The organism is Rhodococcus sp. 1163 (assembly GCF_002091985.1).
GTDB lineage: Bacteria > Actinomycetota > Actinomycetes > Mycobacteriales > Mycobacteriaceae > Rhodococcoides.
In genome coordinates, this window is sequence record NZ_MKKX01000035.1 from 145,302 (window position 1) to 162,818 (window position 17,517).

Genomic DNA, 17,517 nt, shown 5'->3' on the forward strand with positions numbered 1-17,517 from the left:
AGGGCCCAAAGCCAGGCGTCTGCGGGACTAGGGTGAGGACGACGGAAGCGTCACCTCCAGTGTCTTGCTGTGTTTGTGAGCACAGTGCTGACGCCGCCATCCGGGTGCAAGTAACAGAAGGGAACAGATTTGTGAGTTCTTCGGTCGAGGAATCCAAGCCTGATGTGGCCGACGAACCGGAGGCTCGATCGCGGGTGAACTGGCGGGTCTTCGTACCCGCTGCGCTGTTCACTCTTGCGATTACGATCTGGGCGCTGATCGCACCGGAGAACGCGGAGAGTGTGCTCGGCAGCGCAGTGATGTGGACGTCGGACTGGTTCGGGTGGTTCTACGTTGCGCTGGTCGCGATCGTGCTCGTGTTCGTTGTTTACCTGGCATTCTCGGGATTCGGCAATATCAAGCTCGGGCCGGCTCACTCACAACCCGAGTTCGGGTTGCTGTCATGGGCGTCCATGCTCTTCGCCGCCGGAATCAGCACCGACCTGATGTACTTCGCCGTCTCCGAGCCGGTGACGCAGTACCTCCAACCGCCTAGCACCGAAGCCGGTTCGGTGGAAGCTGCCCGTGAGGCGACCGTATGGACGCTCTTCCACTACGGAATCAGTGGATGGGGCCTCTACGCCCTGATGGGGATTGCGTTGGCGTACTTCGCATATCGGAAGAACCAGCCGTTGGCGATCCGCTCGGCACTCGCGCCCATCTTCGGCAAACGCGTCAAGGGTGTGCTGGGCGACACAGTCGACTTCGCTGCACTACTCGGGACGATCTTCGGCGTAGCAACCTCGCTGGGAATCGGCGTGGTGATGATCAACGTGGGACTGAACATAGTTTTCGGGCTGGAGGTCAGCACCGGTGTCGAAATCGGCATCGTCGCCGTCGGTGTTGCCATTGCCACACTTTCGGCCACCTCGGGCGTGGACAAGGGAATCAAAATTCTCTCGCTTCTCAACGTGTTTCTGGCGTTCGCACTGTCGATCTGGGTGCTCGTCATGGGCCAAACCCAGTTCCTACTCGACGCCCTCGTTCTGAATGTCAGCGACTTCGTTCGACTGTTCCCCAACATGGTCGGTCAGACCTTCGCGTTCGAGGACACCGGCACGTGGATGACCGACTGGACACTGTTCTTCTGGGCCTGGTGGATCGCGTGGGCCTCGTTCGTCGGCCTGTTCCTCGCGCGGATATCCCGAGGCCGCACCATCCGCCAGTTCGTACTCGGGACCTTGACGATCCCCTTTCTCTACATACTCATGTGGGCCTCGGTCTACGGAAACTCTGCCCTCCAGCGGGTTCGCGGCGGTGACAACGAATTCGGCGAACAAGCAATCCTCAACCCGGAGGGCGCGTTCTACGAACTCCTGAGGGACTACCCGGCATTCATCTTCATCGCCGCCCTCGCCACCTTCACCGCTCTTCTCTTCTACGTCACGTCCGCGGACTCGGCCGCGCTGGTGATGGCCAACCTCTCCTCGCACCTGCCGAGCCCGCAACACGACGGGAACGCGCCGCTTCGCATCTTCTGGGCGCTGGCGACAGGCGGTCTGACCGTGGCCATGCTCGTCGTAGGCGGCGTCGGAGCTTTGCAGAATGCTGCGGTCATCATGGGCTTGCCCTTCGCCTTCGTCATCATCCTCGTCATGATCGGGCTCTACCGGTCGCTGAGAGTGGAGACGTTCCGAATCGAAAGCGTCGAGCAGAGTTTGCCGGGCTCGCTCTCGGTCCGCACCGGAGGAAACCGCGGAGTCGACTGGTCCTGGCGCCACCGACTCAGTCGGGTTCTCAGATTCCCCGGCGAGGACCGAGTGCGAGAGTTCGGACGCGAGGTGGTGTTGCCGAGTTTCAACGAGGTCGTCGAAGAAATGCGGGCGCAAGGGATCGATGCCCGATGCGGTCCCGTCGACGATACCGAGGACATGTACGAACTCGAGGTCGGTGCAGACCACGCTCATCCGTTCCGATATCAGGTGTGGCGACGCAAGGTCGCCGTCCCGTCCTTCGGGCTGACACTGCCTCGCACCGAGGACGAGTACTACCGGATGGAGGTCTATCTGGACGGTGGTTCCGGTCAGGGATACGACATCATGGGATATACGAAAGACCAGGTCATCGAAGATATCCTGGACCATTACGAAGGGCACCTGACTTTCCTCCAGCTCGAGGAGAACAGCGGCGGTTCCTGACCGCTCCACCCGCACGGACAGCCCAAACAGCACAACCCACGCAGCTAGGAGACCAGCCTCATGCCCAAGACGTTGTTTATCGATGGTGAGTGGACCTCCGCGGTCAACGGCGGAACTCGAGAGATCCACTGCCCGGCGAACGGCGAGCTCGTCGGCACCGTCGACGAGGCAGATGGTGCCGATACCGCAGCGGCCATCGCCGCCGCCCGACGTGCATTCGACGCAGGAGTATGGAGTTCCACTCCGGCGACCGAACGGGGCGCGTTGTTGTTACGGGTCGCTGATGCGATCCAACAACGTAAGGACGAGTTCGCCCGCGCCGAGTCACTCGATACGGGCAAGCGCCTCGTGGAGAGCGAAATCGACATGGACGACATCACTGCCAGCTTCCGCTATTTCGGCGTGCTCGCCGGGCAGCAGGCAGGTCGGGTGGTGGACCCGGGCATGCCCGACGTCGTGAGCAAGGTCGTCTACGAGCCCATCGGTGTCTGCGGAATGATCACCCCCTGGAACTACCCGCTGCTGCAGGTGGCGTGGAAGGTGGCGCCTGCTCTCGCAGCGGGCAACACCTTCGTGCTCAAGCCCAGCGAACTCACCCCGCACACTGCGATGCTTCTGATGGATGTACTCGATGGGCTCGGACTACCGGCGGGCGTGGCGAACCTCGTGCTCGGCGCCGGTGCCACCGCGGGCGCGCCGCTGTCGGAACATCCCGATGTCGACATGGTCTCGTTCACCGGCGGACTCGCGACGGGCCGCGTGGTCGCCGCAGCGGCAGTGCAGACGGTCAAGAAGGTGGCACTCGAACTCGGCGGGAAGAACCCCAACGTCGTCTTCGCCGACGCCGACTTCGATGCGGCCGTCGACAATGCCCTCAACGCAGCCTTCGTACACAGCGGCCAGGTGTGCTCGGCAGGAGCGCGTCTCATCGTCGAGGAGTCCATCCATGACCGCTTCGTTCAGGAGTTGATCCGTCGCGCCAAGCAGATTCGCTTGGGCGGGCCGTTCGACGAAGCGGCCGAGACAGGTCCGCTCATCTCCGCCGACCATCGTGACAAGGTCACCGCCTACGTCGACGCAGGCATCGCGGAAGGGGCCGTCGTCGGCTGCGGCGCCGAATGGGGCACCGGTGAACTCGAGGCGGGCTTCTACTATCTGCCGACGGTCCTCGACGGCTGCAACACCGCAATGTCGGTGGTGCAGGAAGAGGGCTTCGGTCCCGTCGTCACCGTGGAGACCTTCCGCACGGAAGAAGAGGCCGTCGCCATCGGCAACGACACTCGGTACGGGCTCGCCGCGGGCGTTTGGAGCCAGGACGCCGGAAAGACCGAGCGCGTGGCTGCGCGGTTGCGCCACGGCACCGTCTGGATCAACGACTTCCACCCCTACCTGCCACAGGCCGAGTGGGGTGGATTCGGCATGTCGGGCAACGGCCGCGAACTGGGTCCGACCGGTCTGGCCGAATACCAGGAGATCAAGCACATCTACCAGAACCTCCGGCCCGCAGTCACCGGCTGGTTCCCGCAGCACTGAACACACCACCGATTGTCTGTTCGGTTCGGTTCGAGGAGAGGCGCAAGAACATGTCCGAAAAGCGATTCGATTACGTGGTCGTCGGCGGCGGCAGCGCCGGCGCTGCCGTGGCGGCACGTCTCAGTGAGGACTCGTCCGTCACCGTCGCGTTGATCGAGGCCGGCCCGAGCGACGTCGGCGTCGACGCCGTCCTCCAGCTCACCCGCTGGCCTGCACTGCTCGGATCAGGTTTCGACTGGGATTATCTGATCGAACCGCAGGAGCACGGTAACTCGTTCATGCGCCAGTCTCGGGCGAAGGTGCTGGGCGGTTGTTCCTCACACAACTCGTGCATCGCTTTCTGGCCGCCTGCCGAGGATCTCGACGAGTGGGCCGGCAAGTACGGCGCCGTCGGCTGGGATTCCGAGCAGATGCTGCCGCTGCTTCGAAAGCTCGAGAACAACGACCAGCCGGGCACGCACCACGGTCACGACGGGCCGGTACGCATCCGGAACATCGAAGCTGTGGACCCGGCAGGGGTGGCGATTCTCGAAGCGTGTGAGCAAGCCGGTATCCCTACCGTGCAGTTCAACAACGGCACGGTTGTCGAGGGCGCAGGGTTCTTCCAGGTGAACGCCCTGGAGGACGGCGTTCGGTCCTCGTCGTCGGTGTCCTATCTACACCCGATCATGAATACGCGCACCAACCTCGAGGTCCTCACCGGACTCTGGGTCAAGAAGCTGATCATCGACGCGGACAAACGATGCACGGGCGTACAGGTTTTGAACCCGGACTTGGTACACACCGACACCATCCACGCCGATCGCGAGGTCATCGTCTCGGCCGGCGCGATCGACTCCCCCAAGTTGCTCATGCTCTCCGGTATCGGGCCCGCCGACCACCTGCGCGACATCGGCGTCGAGGTAGTGGTGGACTCACCCGGCGTCGGCTCGCACATGCAGGATCACCCAGAGGGCGTCATCTCCTGGGACGCGAAGAAGCCGATGGTCACCGAGTCGTTGCAGTGGTGGGAAATCGGAATCTTCACTCGCATCGACAAGGGACGCGACCGACCGGACCTGATGTTCCACTTCGGCAACACCCCGTTCGACATGCACACGTTGCGCCAGGGCTATCCCACCTCGGAGAACGCGTTCTGTCTGACCCCGAATGTCACGGACGCACGTTCGCGCGGCACGGTCCGTCTGCGCAGCCGAGACTTCCGCGACAAGCCGCGTGTCGATCCGAAGTACTTCTCGGACCCGTACGACATGCAGATCATGACCTACGGGATCAAGCTGGCCCGCGAGATCGTCGGGAAACCGGCTATGGCCGAATGGGCGGGAATGGAGTTGTTCCCCGGTGAGCAAGTGCGCACCGACGACGAGATCGCCGACTACATCACCCGCACCCACAACACCGTTTACCACCCCACGGGCTCGGTATCGATGGGCGCGGCCGATAACCCCGACGCACCCCTGGATCCGCAATTACGAGTCAAGGGCGTCCGCAACTTGCGCGTGGCAGACGCGTCCATCATGCCGAAGATCGTGGCCGTCAACCCCAACATCACCACGATGATGATCGGTGAAAAGTGCGCGGAGATGATCAAGAAGGGGATCTGAGCAGGCCCACAAAAGAAGGCCCGGCCGAATTCATTCGGCCGGGCCTTCTTTTGTGCTCATCGCGACATCTCGGTCGTAAATAAACCACTGGCCGCAGCGAACGAATCAGCTGCGACCAGTGTTGTGGGCGGAGGGGGACTTGAACCCCCACGTCCCGAAGGACACTGGCACCTGAAGCCAGCGCGTCTGCCATTCCGCCACCCGCCCGGGTGACCGGTGAACGTTAACATGCACATCCGGCGACGAAGAAATCGAGATGTCGACCCTTCAGCGCACGGGTGCTTACCGACCCGCAACGTATATCATGCATGGACGAAGACCTCGAGCCGACACGCGCTCGCGGTCACGCGTTCGGTTCCTACTCGAAGTTCGTTCCTCGAGCAGGAACAATGCAGACCCGAGCACTAGATGGGAGGAGAGGTCACCATGGGAATTGTCCAGCGTTTCGAGCGAAAGCTGCAAGGCGCGGTCGGTGACGTATTCGCCCGCGTATTCGGTGGCGGAGTGGTTCCGCAGGAAGTCGAGGCAGCGCTTCAGCAGGAAGCGTCGGATCTGGTCCGTCCGCTCGACGGGGGCCACTACCTCGCACCGAACAGCTATGTGATCACCATCAACAGTTCCGACCATGACGGACTCGCCGCAGATCACGATCTGACCGTGAAGGCTTTTTCGCGCCACCTCGGTGACTACATTCGTGATCAGGGCTGGCAGACGTACGGGGATGTCGTGGTTCGATTCGAACCGTCGCCCACCTTGCACACCGGTCAGTTCCGGGCCAGTGGTTCGGTCGATCCCGATGTGGGACGATCGTCGACTGCAACCGGAAACGCCTCGGCGGCCGGCCAACGCCCCCCGCGACCGTCAGCCCCACCTAAGTCGACATCAGGAGCCGGCCCCATGACGCAGAACCCAGGCTACGACCCGCAACGCGAACCCGCCGACGGCTCTCGCCCCGATCCGCGCGCCCGCAACGGGTATCCGGCTCCCGGCCAAGATCCGCGTTACGCGCAGGCCCGCGACCAGAACGGATATGACGCGCGTAGCAACGGCGCTCCATATGCGAACGGCGCTTACGGTGCCGATTCCGATGCTCCCCAGCAGCAGGGTCAGCCCCGAGGCGATCAGTACAACCAGGGCTACGAACAGCAGGCCTACAGCGATCAAGGGTACGACCAGCAAGCGTATTCGGATCAGGGTTACGAGCAGGGTGGTTACGCGCAGGGGTACTCGGCTCAGCCGCCACCCGAACAGGCCTACTCGGACCAGCAGGGCTATCGGGATCAGCAGGGCTACTCGGACCAGCAGTCGTATGGCCAGCAGGCGTACGCCGAGCCCGCTTACGGCGAACAGCAGGCCTACGGGGAGCCCCAGCAGGCCTACGGGGACCAGCGCTACGCCGAGCCCGCCCAACAGCCTGCGTCGTATCAGCAGCCTGCGTCCTATCAGCAGCCGGCCTACGACTATCAGTCCCAGCAGGGCGGCTACCAGCAAGCCGGGTATCAACAGCCCGACTACGGCTACGCCGAGCCCGCGTACAACGACGCTCAGAGTCTGGCCGCGACATTGCAGCTCGAGGACGGCAGCGGCCGCTACTTCCAGCTTCGCGAAGGCCAGAACATCATCGGCCGTGGCCAAGATGCCCAGTTCCGGCTCCCGGACACCGGAGTATCGAGGCGACACGTCGAAATTCGGTGGGATGGACGCGTCGCGATGTTGTCTGATCTAGGTTCGACCAACGGCACCACCGTCAACGGCGCATCCGTTCAGGATTGGCAGTTGGCAGACGGCGACGTCATCCGCGCAGGACACTCCGAAATATTGGTCCGCATCGTTTAGCGCACCCCGCCAGTATGGTGATCGACACACACAGCTTCTATCTAGGATGCTGTGTGTGAAAACGTCTGCACGTGGTGCGTGCATGGGGGAAGTAACCGGCGTGTTCTCCACGCTGGTCGACACAGATGTGGCAAAGGAGGTGGACGGCTGTGCAGGGATTGATTCTGCAGCTGACCCGAGCGGGTTTTCTACTCTTGCTCTGGTTCTTCGTCTGGGCCGTCCTGCGAACCCTACGTAGCGACATATATGCCGCGTCCGGCATGCGTATGCCTGCACGCTATTCCCGAGGCTCGAAGGTTCTTCCCTCGTTCAACAAACAGAAGGTTGCCAAGAATCTAGTGGTAACACAGGGCGGTCTCGCCGGAACTCGCATCTCCCTCGGCACGCAACCGGTTCTCATCGGCCGCGCCGACGACTCGACACTCGTGCTGACCGACGACTACGCGTCGACCAGGCATGCACGGATCTCCCCACGCGGGGGTGACTGGTACGTCGAAGATCTCGGTTCGACCAATGGCACCTACCTCGACCGGGCCAAGGTGACCACTGCCGTCCGCGTCCCGCTCGGCACTCCGGTGCGTGTGGGCAAAACCGTGATCGAGTTGCGCCCGTGACTCTTGTACTGCGTTATGCGGCCCGCAGTGACCGCGGACTCGTGCGATCGAACAACGAAGACTCCGTCTACGCAGGAGCGCGACTCCTCGCGCTCGCCGACGGGATGGGCGGACATGCCGCGGGCGAGGTCGCTTCGCAGTTGATGATCGCCGCCCTGGCGCACCTCGATGACGACGAGCCCGGTGACGACCTGCTCGGCAAGCTGGAAGCTGCGACCCGCGAGGGCAATGCTTCCATCGCCGATCAGGTCGAAGACGAACCCGAACTCGACGGGATGGGCACGACGCTCACCGCAATTCTCTTCGCAGGCAAGAAGATCGGCCTCGTTCACATCGGCGATTCGCGGGCATACATGCTTCGCGACACCAAGCTCTCGCAGATCACTCGCGACGACACCTTCGTTCAGTCGCTCGTAGACGAAGGCCGGATCACACCCGAACAGGCGCACACCCACCCCCAGCGCTCTCTCATCATGCGGGCATTGACCGGTAACGAGATCGAACCGACGCTGACCGTCCGCGAGGTTCGTGCGGGTGATCGTTACCTGCTCTGCTCGGACGGTCTGTCCGACGTCGTGAGCGACGAAACCATCGAGAACACCATGAACGAGGGCGACTGCGCAGAGAGCGCCGACCGCCTCATCGAGCTTGCTCTGCGAAGCGGCGGACCGGACAACGTCACCGTCGTCGTCGCGGACGTCATCGACCTCGACTACGGCCAGAGTCACCCGATTGTCGGGGGCGCGGCAAGTACCGAGGAAGAAGAGTACTCACCGCCGCTCAACACCGCCGCCGGTCGTGCTGCGGCAATGCGGCCGCCGAGGTCGACACCGAAGCGAATCGCTACTCCCGCACCGGAACCCGAGAAGAAGTCGCACAAGCTGCGCTGGTCGCTGGTCGCGCTGACGCTCATCGCATTGCTGGTCGGCGGCGCCTTCGTTGCCAACGCGGCGATCCGCAACAACTACTACGTCGGCGAGGAGAACAACCGCGTCGCCGTCATGCGCGGAGTTCCGGGTTCGATCCTGGGTTACTCGCTTCAGACGGTCCACTCCGTCGGCTGCCTCGACGCAGACGGCACGCTCACCCTGCGCGGCCCGGATTCCGCCTCGAGCACGTGTGACGTCTTCGAGGTCGACGATCTGGTGCCCGCCGCTCGAGAACAGGTACGGGCCGGACTTCCGTCGGGCAAGCTCGACGACGCGAACGGACAGATGAAGCAGCTCGCCTCCGGTGATCTGTTGCCGCTGTGCGAACCCGAGCCTGCGACCCCGGCTATCACGACGCCGGTGCCACCGGTGCCACCGCCACCAGGTGCCCCGGCATTGCCTCCGGCGCCCGATGCCCCGCCACCGGTCCTGCCCGAATCAACGCCCACCCCAGCACCGTCAGCACCGCAAGTAGCAGGTCAGAACTGTAGGGCCGGTATTTGATGAGCTCCAATTCGTCTGCGGGGGCATCCTTTCCGAGTCCGCCGGAAGGATTTGCTCCGGCACCCGTTCAGTCGAACCGACGTAACGTCGAGTTGTTGTTGCTCGGGATAGCGGTGGTGATCACCACGATGTCCTTGGTGTTGGTAGAGGCCAGCCAAGAACAAACCATCACCCTCGATCTCGTCAAGTACTCGCTGGCGTATCTGGCATTGGTCACGGTGGCGCATCTCGCGGTCCGCAGGTTCGCCCCGCACGCGGACCCGCTGCTGCTGCCGATCGTGGCGCTGTTGAACGGTCTCGGCCTCGTGCTGATCCATCGTCTCGATCTCGCCGACCAACAGTCGGCCGCATACCTGGGTCAGGAAATCCCGTCGCCGGACGCCAATCAGCAGGTGCTCTGGACGACCCTTGCGATCGCCGGATTCATTGCAGTGCTGGTCCTGTTGCGGGATTACCGCACGCTGGCGCGCTACAGCTACACCGTCGGTCTTGCAGGTCTGGTGCTGCTCGCCATTCCCGCACTGCTGCCGTCGGCGTTCTCCGAGGTCAACGGATCGAAGATCTGGATTCGGCTGCCCGGCTTCAGCCTTCAGCCCGGCGAGTTCGCGAAGATCCTGTTGCTGATCTTCTTCGCCTCACTCCTTGTCGCCAAGCGTGAACTGTTCACCACTGCCGGCAAACATGTACTCGGGATGGACTTCCCCCGTGCGCGCGATCTCGGTCCGATTCTGCTGGTGTGGATCGTCTCGGTCGCTGTTCTCGTGTTCGAGAAGGACCTCGGTACTTCGCTGCTGATCTTCGGCACCGTGCTAGTGATGATCTACATCGCCACCGAACGCGTCGGCTGGCTCATCATCGGATTCGCGCTGCTGTTGATCGGCTTCCTGTTCGCCTATCAAGTCTTCGGACACGTCAAGATTCGCACCGATACCTGGCTGCATCCGTTCGAGGACTACAACGACACCGGTTACCAGATCGTCCAGTCGATGTTCAGTTTCGCCACAGGCGGCCTCGCGGGGACCGGGCTGGGCAGTGGGCGTCCGTCGCAGGTCCCGTTCGCAAAGACCGACTTCATCATTGCGACGGTCGGTGAGGAGCTCGGACTCATCGGACTCACCGCAGTCCTGGTCCTATACCTGGTCTTCATCATCCGAGGCCTGCGCACCGCGCTCGCCGTTCGTGACAGCTTCGGCAAACTTCTCGCCGCCGGGCTCGCGTTCACCATCGCCATTCAGTTGTTCGTCGTGGTGGGTGGGGTAACCAAGCTGATTCCTCTCACTGGACTCACCACCCCGTACATGTCGTACGGCGGGTCCTCGCTGCTAGCGAACTATCTACTGCTGGCGTTGTTGATCAAGATCTCCGACGCCGCGCGTGAACCCGCCGTTCCGAACAAGAAGCCTGTGGTGGCGACGCCGATCGCGGAAGCGCCGACCGAAATGGTGAAACGCCCGTGAACACTCCACTTCGACGGGTCTCCATCGCCGTCATGGTCATGATCGTGGCCCTTCTCGCCAATGCGACCTACCTGCAGGTGATCAAGGCGGACGATCTGCGGACCGACCCGCGTAACTCGCGTGTACTACTCGACGAGTACTCCCGCCAGCGCGGACAGATTTCGGCAGGGGGCCAGGTTCTTGCCGCATCACTCGCCACCGACGACCGATACAAGTACCTACGCACCTACCCGTCGAATCCGGCGGCGACGTCGAGCCCGTTGGCGAATGCGCCGGTCACCGGGTTCTACTCGATGCTCTACTCGAGCAGTGGCCTCGAGCGCACCGAAGATCAGGTGCTCAACGGTTCGGACGATCGCCTGTTCGGTCGTCGCCTCTTCGATCTGATTTCCGGACGCGACCCGCGCGGGGGCAACGTGGTGACCACCATCGACCCCGTCGTTCAGCAGGTGGCATACGACCAGCTCACGTCCAAGGGCTACACCGGATCCGTCGTCGCGATCGAACCCTCGACGGGCAATATCCTGGCGATGGCGAGTACACCGAGCTACGACCCCAATTCGTTGGCGAGCCACGACGGACAACAGACCACCGAGGCGTGGGATGCACTGAACGCCGATCCCGACAAGCCGTTGCTGAATCGCGCGATATCGGCGACCTACCCGCCGGGATCGACCTTCAAGGTCCTCGACACGGCAGCGGCCCTCGAGAACGGTGCCACACCCGACGATCAGCTGACGGCAGCGTCGAACATCACCCTTCCCGGCACCCAGACCACCCTCGAGAACTACAACGGCAGCACGTGCGGTGGCGGGGCGACGGCGTCGTTACGTGAGGCGTTCGCTCGATCCTGTAACACCGCCTTCGTCGAACTCGGCATCAAGACCGGTGCCGATGCGCTCCGAGATACCGCGAGCGCGTTCGGCATCGGGGAAGACACGACGTCCTTGCAGCTCCCCGTCGCCGACAGCACGATCGGATCCATCCCCGATGACGCCGCGCTGGGCCAGACGAGCATCGGTCAGCGAGATGTTGCGCTGACGCCGCTACAGAATGCCGTGATCGCAGCAACAGTGGCGAACAACGGAGTTCGGATGGCGCCGCACTTGATCAGTCAGCTGCAGGCACCGGATCTGTCGGACCTGTCGACCACCAAGCCACAATCGGAAGGCCAGGCCATCAGCACGGAGGTCGCTTCGACTCTGACCGATTTGATGATCGGTGCCGAGAACAATGCCGGATCACAGGGCAAGATTCCCGGCGTGCAGATCGCGTCGAAGACCGGCACGGCCGAACACGGGACCGATCCTCGAAACACACCACCGCACGCGTGGTACATCGCTTTCGCACCGGCCGAGGCACCGAAGATTGCCATCGCCGTACTCGTCGAGGACGGTGGCGACCGTGCACTTGCAGCCACCGGTGGTTCGGTGGCCGCACCGATCGGGCGCGCGGTCATCGCTGCCGGATTGCAAGGGAGGTGACCTGAGAACATGCCACTGAAAAATGGTGCCGTCATCGCACAGCGCTATCGCCTCCTACGGCTGATCGCCACGGGCGGTATGGGCCAGGTGTGGGAGGCGATGGACAATCGCCTCGACCGCAAGGTTGCCGTCAAGGTTCTCAAAGCCGAGTTCTCCGAGGATCCGGAGTTCTTGGCGCGCTTCCGTTTCGAGGCGCGAACAACAGCGCAGCTCAACCACCCCGGTATCGCCGGGGTCTACGACTACGGCGAGACGCGCGACGAAGCAGGCGAGTCCCTGGCCTATCTCGTCATGGAACTCGTCAACGGTGAACCGCTCAACGCTGTGCTCGGACGGATCGGGAAGCTGCCACTCGGGCATGCCCTCGACATGCTCGAGCAGACCGGCCGATCGCTACAGATCGCGCACACGGCAGGTGTCGTTCACCGCGACGTCAAGCCGGGCAACATTCTGATCACCCCCGCAGGTCAGGTGAAGATCACCGACTTCGGCATCGCCAAAGCCGTCGACGCCTCCCCGGTAACCAAGACCGGCATGGTCATGGGGACCGCACAGTACATCGCTCCCGAGCAGGCTCTCGGCGACGAAGCTACCTCGGCGAGCGACGTCTACTCCCTCGGTGTCGTGGGCTACGAAGTGCTCTCGGGCACGCGGCCGTTCGTCGGCGACGGTGCGCTCACCGTCGCGATGAAACACGTCCGCGAGATGCCTGCACCGTTGCCCGCAGATTTGCCGCCATCGGTGCGCGAGCTCATCGAGATCACGATGGCCAAGGATCCCGCGGCCCGGTACGCGAACGGCGGTGAGTTCGCGGACGCTGTTGCCGCAGTGCGTGCCGGTCGACGACCACCAGCTCCCGGCAACGGTCGGGGTCCGGGTACCGGCCGCGTTCTGATGCCTGGTGTCGTAGCTGCTGCCGGCACCAATCCCAACAGCACTCAAATGATGCCGACGTCCCAGAACCGATACACCGGGCCGTCCACGGGCGCTGCGGTTCCCGCCACGCCGGAACCGACGGGGATGACTTCTGCCCAGAAGGCCCTTGCTTGGGGTGGCGCTGGTCTTCTGGTGCTGGCGGTCATCATCGGTGGCTACGTGCTGCTGACGGGAGGACAGGGGTCACAGGCGCCGTTCACGCCGCCGACGACGAAGCCTGCCCCGACCACGACGACCACCACCACCACGGAACCGACCACCACGGAACCGACCACCACCCGAGAAACGACCACCACAACCACGCCGCCACCGACGACCACCACGACGGAACCGCCGACCACGACCACCGCGCCGCCGACGACCACGACGACGGCCCCAGCGGCGACGACGACGAGCAGCGGGTTCACCTTGCCGCAGTTGACTCTCCCGTCGCTGCCCGGTGCCGGTGACGAAGAAGATTCCGGTGACACCGCGCCCGGCGGCGCCTCCAAACCTCAACTCGGACCTGATCGACAAGGACAACCATGACGACTCCCCGCAATCTCTCCTCCCGCTACGAGTTGGGTGAGATTCTCGGCTTCGGTGGCATGTCCGAGGTCCACCTTGCGCGCGACAGTCGACTCGACCGTGATGTAGCCATCAAGGTGTTGCGAGCGGATCTCGCTCGCGATCCCACGTTCTATCTTCGGTTCCGACGCGAGGCGCAGAACGCCGCAGCTCTCAACCATCCAGCGATCGTGGCGGTCTACGACACCGGTGAGGCCGAGACCGAAGCCGGTCCGCTCCCGTTCATCGTCATGGAGTACGTCGACGGCAATACCTTGCGTGACATCGTCCGCGCCGACGGTCCGATGACACCGCGCCACGCGATGGAGGTCATCGCCGACGTCTGCGCGGCTCTCGACTTCAGTCATCGCAACGGAATCGTGCATCGCGACGTCAAACCAGCGAACGTCATGATCAACAACGCCGGTGCAGTCAAGGTGATGGACTTCGGTATCGCCCGCGCGATTGCCGACAGCTCGAGTCCGATGACGCAGACCGCCGCAGTGATCGGCACAGCTCAATACCTGTCCCCCGAACAGGCCAGAGGCGAGCAGGTGGACGCCCGCTCGGACGTGTATTCGCTCGGTTGCGTTCTGTTCGAGGTCCTGACCGGTGAACCCCCGTTCAAGGGTGACTCACCCGTGGCCGTCGCGTATCAGCATGTGCGGGAAGATCCGCAACTACCGTCCTCGGTCAATTCTGCGATCCCGCGGGAACTCGACTCGATCATTCTCAAGGCCATGGCCAAGAACCCGGCCAACCGCTACCAGTCGGCCGCAGACATGCGCACCGATTTGGTGCGAGTGCTCGGTGGGCAGCGCCCCTCGGCGCCCACCGTCATGAACGACGAGGACCGCACCACGATCCTCGGCTCGATGGATTCGCGGGAACCGCAGTACCGATCAGGCGACGCCGACCGCCCGGCCGAGCAGGCCCCGGCCGGGCGCGGTGAAGACAGCACCTCGAAGCGGCGAGGACTGCGGATAGCAGTGATCGCGCTGGCAGCGGTAGTCGTGGTCGGCATCATCACCGCGTTCCTGTTGTCTCTCGGCAGCGATTCCTCACCGGAACGAGTCGCCATCCCCACCGTCGCAAATCTCACGACCGCGGAGGCTACTTCCGCTCTTGCAGACCTCGGACTTCGAGTCCAGACCCGCGAGAAGCCCGATCCCACGATCGCCGCGGGCAGAGTCATCGCGTCGCAGCCGCCCGCCGGAACGCAGGTCGATTCGCCGAGCACGGTCGACCTCGATATCTCGACCGGTCCGGAGCAGGTGCAGGTTCCGGCGTTGGCCGGCAAGACTGCTCAACAGGCAACTCAGGCATTGTCCGCGATCGGTCTCGAACTCGACACTTCCGTGGCACGAGCGGCTTCGACACCGGAGAATCTCGACAAGGTGGTCGAACAGAATCCGTCGACCGGTGTCGGCATCACCGTCGGCTCGGCCGTCAAGATCACGTTGGGTAGTGGCCCGTCGCAGATCCGTGTTCCCGACGTCACTGGCCAGCAGGTCGACGTTGCGCGTCTCAACATCGAGGCGGCCGGATTCAAGGTTCAGATCGAGAACATCGACTCGGGCCAGACCGTAGGTGAGGTTGTCTCGACGAGCCCGGCAGGTGGATCGAACGCCGCCGAAGGTGACACCGTGACACTGCGCGTCTCGAACGGCGACAAGATCCCCATGCCCGATCTTGTCGGGATGACGCCTGCGCAAGCGCTCTCGGCACTCGAGGCAGCCGGATGGACGGGTACGTCAGCCAACATCACCTCGACCCCGCAGAGCCAGCTCGACCCGACCCTGGTGGGGCGGATCGTCAATCAGGCCGAACCCGCCGGATCGGAAATCACCAAGTCCCAGTCGCTCAACGTGAACGTGGGGACGTTGGGAATTCCGCCCCGGTAAGCAGAGCGTCGCGTCAGCTGAACGCGAGTGCGACCTGCGCCTCGAGCTCGACCACGAGGCGCTCGTCCTGCTCGTGTCCGCAGACGGCGAGCCAGTTGGACAGCATCCGGTGCCCACCCTGAGTGAGAATCGATTCGGGGTGGAACTGGACGCCGTGTATCGGCAACGTCCGGTGGCGCATGCTCATCACGAGGCCGGAGTCGGTGCGTCCGGTCACCTCGAGTTCATCGGGAATGGTGTCCTCGACGACGGTGAGCGAGTGGTATCGAGTGGCAGTGAACGGCTCGGGTAGTCCCTCGAGGACGCCGACGCCCGTGTGATGGATACTGCTGGTCTTTCCGTGCAGCAGTTCGGGCGCGCGGTCGACGGTCGCACCGAAGGCCGCACCGATGGCCTGGTGTCCCAAACACACCCCGAGCAGTGGAGTACCGGACGCAGCGGCTGCGGTCACGAGATCCATCGTGGCTCCCGCTCGGTGCGGTGTCCCCGGCCCTGGGCTGAGCAGAATGCCGTCGAAGTCCGCAACGACGGCGGCCCGGTCGGTCAACCTGTCGTCGTCGTTACGCCAGACGGTCGCGTCCACTCCCAGTTGGCCCAGGTACTGGACGAGGTTGAAAACGAAGCTGTCGTAGTTGTCGACGACCAGAATACGCATGGGACAAGGATAGGTGAGCGCCCGCGAGCTTCGGACGCCCGATGTCGTGCTTATGACGTGCGCTCAGCGGCTGATAGCGATCTTCATCGCCTTGGTCTCCGCGGCATGCTCGAATGTGTCGTATGCAGCCATGATGTCATCGAGCTCGAACCGGTGCGTGACGAAGTGCTCGGGCTCGAGTTTGCCCTGCGCGACAAGCTTGAGCAACATCGGTGTGGTCGTCGCCGAGACCAGGCCTGTAGTGATCGTGATGTCTTTGATCCACAGGTCCTGGAGGGCCAGTTCGACCGAGGCGCCGTGCACGCCGATGTTCGCGATCGTGCCGCCGGGACGCACGATGTCGAGAGCAGCCGTGAACGTCGCCGGAATGCCGACAGCCTCCATCGAGGTGTCCACACCCAGCCCGTCGGTCATCGCCATGACTTGCTCCTTCCAGTCTGCCGCGCCGTTGTTGACGGAGTCCGTCGCGCCGAAGCGTTTGGCCTGCTCGAGGCGGTTGTCGTCCAAGTCGATGGCGATAACCCGGGAAGCGCCGTACAGGCCGGCGGTCATTATCGCTGCCAGGCCCACGGGGCCTGCGCCGATGACTGCAACGACGTCACCAGGTTTCACGCGACCGTTGCGCACCCCGATTTCAAAACCGGTGGGGAGGATGTCGGACAGCATGATGCCCGCCTCATCGCTCACACTCTCAGGCAATGGGTGCAGCGAGTTCTCGGCGAAAGGAACACGCACGTACTCAGCTTGAGTGCCGTTGATCAGGTGCCCGAAAATCCAGCCCACACCCTCTGCACCCTCTGCGGCCAAACAGTGCGAAGGCAACCTTTGACGGCAGTACGAGCAGGAGCCACAAGACGAGACGCAGGAGATGACGACCCGATCGCCGACGGCGAGTCTGCTTACAGCAGAGCCGATCTCAGTGATGGTGCCGACCCCTTCGTGCCCGAGGATTCGGCCTTCTGTCACCGCTGGGACGTCCCCCGCGAGAATGTGAAGGTCGGTACCGCAAATGGTGGTCGTATCGATCTGGACTATGACATCGGTGGCGTTGATGATCTGCGGATTCGGGACCTCTTCCCACACCTTCTTGCCGGGACCGTGGTAAACGAGTGCCTTCACTGTAGGACTCCTGGTGTCAATGGCGCGTTGTCGATCGACAACCCACGCAAATAGGCCGGGACCAGCACCTTGTGTCCGTGGTAGCCGTGGTCCGAACCACCCTGTCACATTCCGGCCGGGCGTGAATGCCCTATTGTCAGGTGCTGTCCTTCGGCTCGGAGGGCGCGAGCTGGAGGCATTCGTGAAGCCGGGACGATGGGGCTCGGTTCCCTTGCTGTG

Annotated in this window: 12 protein-coding genes and 1 tRNA gene; 10 read left to right on the top strand and 3 right to left on the bottom strand. The window is 63.3% G+C overall.

Going from position 1 to position 17,517, the window contains the following annotated elements; genetic code table 11:
- Positions 1-131: 131 nt before the first annotated feature.
- Genes betT through BJD99_RS16470 form a run of 3 tightly spaced genes read left to right on the top strand, consistent with a single transcriptional unit; the run spans position 132 to position 5,314 of the window.
- Positions 132-2,177, top strand: a complete 2,046-nt coding sequence (betT, locus tag BJD99_RS16460; protein ID WP_084348230.1) for a choline BCCT transporter BetT — start codon at positions 132-134, stop codon at positions 2,175-2,177.
- A 60-nt stretch (positions 2,178-2,237) separates the two neighbouring features.
- The gene (locus tag BJD99_RS16465; protein ID WP_084348231.1) at positions 2,238-3,710 is read left to right on the top strand and encodes an aldehyde dehydrogenase family protein; all 1,473 of its coding nucleotides are present in this window, start codon (positions 2,238-2,240) and stop codon (positions 3,708-3,710) included.
- 50 nt (positions 3,711-3,760) lie between these two features.
- Positions 3,761-5,314, top strand: coding sequence for a GMC family oxidoreductase (locus BJD99_RS16470; RefSeq protein WP_084348232.1), 1,554 nt, complete (start codon positions 3,761-3,763; stop codon positions 5,312-5,314).
- A gap of 124 nt (positions 5,315-5,438) precedes the next feature.
- On the opposite strand, the gene BJD99_RS16475 is transcribed toward BJD99_RS16470, so the two are convergent.
- Positions 5,439-5,521, bottom strand: a tRNA-Leu gene (locus BJD99_RS16475).
- Positions 5,522-5,740: 219 nt separating this feature from the next.
- On the opposite strand from BJD99_RS16475, the gene BJD99_RS16480 reads away from it, so the two are divergent.
- The 7 genes from BJD99_RS16480 (at position 5,741) to pknB (ending at position 15,524) form a co-directional block, all read left to right on the top strand.
- Positions 5,741-7,150, top strand: a complete 1,410-nt coding sequence (locus tag BJD99_RS16480; RefSeq protein WP_084348337.1) for an FhaA domain-containing protein — start codon at positions 5,741-5,743, stop codon at positions 7,148-7,150.
- Between the two features lie 149 nt (positions 7,151-7,299).
- The gene (locus BJD99_RS16485) at positions 7,300-7,764 is read left to right on the top strand and encodes an FHA domain-containing protein (RefSeq protein ID WP_084348233.1); all 465 of its coding nucleotides are present in this window, start codon (positions 7,300-7,302) and stop codon (positions 7,762-7,764) included.
- Complete coding sequence (locus BJD99_RS16490) at positions 7,761-9,197, top strand: PP2C family serine/threonine-protein phosphatase (RefSeq protein ID WP_084348234.1); 1,437 nt, start codon at positions 7,761-7,763, stop codon at positions 9,195-9,197. Before BJD99_RS16485 ends, BJD99_RS16490 begins: the two co-directional genes overlap by 4 nt.
- Positions 9,197-10,654, top strand: a complete 1,458-nt coding sequence (locus tag BJD99_RS16495) for an FtsW/RodA/SpoVE family cell cycle protein (RefSeq protein WP_084348235.1) — start codon at positions 9,197-9,199, stop codon at positions 10,652-10,654. The genes BJD99_RS16490 and BJD99_RS16495 overlap by 1 nt, the downstream gene beginning before the upstream one ends.
- A complete protein-coding gene (locus BJD99_RS16500) occupies positions 10,651-12,138 on the top strand; it encodes a penicillin-binding protein 2 (RefSeq protein WP_084348236.1) in 1,488 nt (495 codons plus the stop codon). Before BJD99_RS16495 ends, BJD99_RS16500 begins: the two co-directional genes overlap by 4 nt.
- A gap of 9 nt (positions 12,139-12,147) precedes the next feature.
- Positions 12,148-13,602, top strand: a complete 1,455-nt coding sequence (locus tag BJD99_RS16505; protein WP_084348237.1) for a protein kinase — start codon at positions 12,148-12,150, stop codon at positions 13,600-13,602.
- Positions 13,599-15,524, top strand: a complete 1,926-nt coding sequence (gene pknB, locus BJD99_RS16510) for a Stk1 family PASTA domain-containing Ser/Thr kinase (protein WP_084348238.1) — start codon at positions 13,599-13,601, stop codon at positions 15,522-15,524. The genes BJD99_RS16505 and pknB overlap by 4 nt, the downstream gene beginning before the upstream one ends.
- Before the next feature lie 13 nt (positions 15,525-15,537).
- Here pknB and BJD99_RS16515 read toward each other — a convergent pair whose 3' ends face one another.
- The gene (locus BJD99_RS16515; RefSeq protein ID WP_084348239.1) at positions 15,538-16,179 is read right to left on the bottom strand and encodes an aminodeoxychorismate/anthranilate synthase component II; all 642 of its coding nucleotides are present in this window, start codon (positions 16,177-16,179) and stop codon (positions 15,538-15,540) included.
- A gap of 63 nt (positions 16,180-16,242) precedes the next feature.
- Positions 16,243-17,298 (bottom strand): zinc-dependent alcohol dehydrogenase family protein, encoded by a 1,056-nt coding sequence (locus BJD99_RS16520; protein WP_084348240.1) that lies wholly within the window; start codon positions 17,296-17,298, stop codon positions 16,243-16,245.
- Positions 17,299-17,517 lie beyond the last annotated feature (219 nt).